Annotated in this window: 1 pseudogene; it reads left to right on the plus strand. The window is 65.9% G+C overall.

The window, feature by feature from the left end:
• Nucleotides 1-261: pseudogene (locus tag SB786_RS36710) on the plus strand (glutamine synthetase); the annotation flags it as partial.

Below are 261 nucleotides of genomic sequence, written 5' to 3' on the forward strand. Positions count from 1 at the left end.
GAATACCGCGCCATCGACTCGGCCGCCAACCCTTACCTCGCCTACTCGCTCATGCTGGCCGCCGGCCTCAAGGGCATCGAGGAAGAGTACGAGCTGCCGCCCGAGGCCGAAGACAACGTGTGGAGCCTGAGCGACACCGAACGACGCGCCCTGGGCTACTCGTCGCTGCCCGCGAGCCTCGACCACGCTATCCAGTACATGGAGGAGTCCGAGCTCGTCGCCGAGACGCTGGGCGAGCAGGTGTTCAACTACGTGCTGCTG

This window comes from Burkholderia sp. SIMBA_062 (assembly GCF_046534765.1).
Classification (GTDB): domain Bacteria; phylum Pseudomonadota; class Gammaproteobacteria; order Burkholderiales; family Burkholderiaceae; genus Burkholderia; species Burkholderia ambifaria.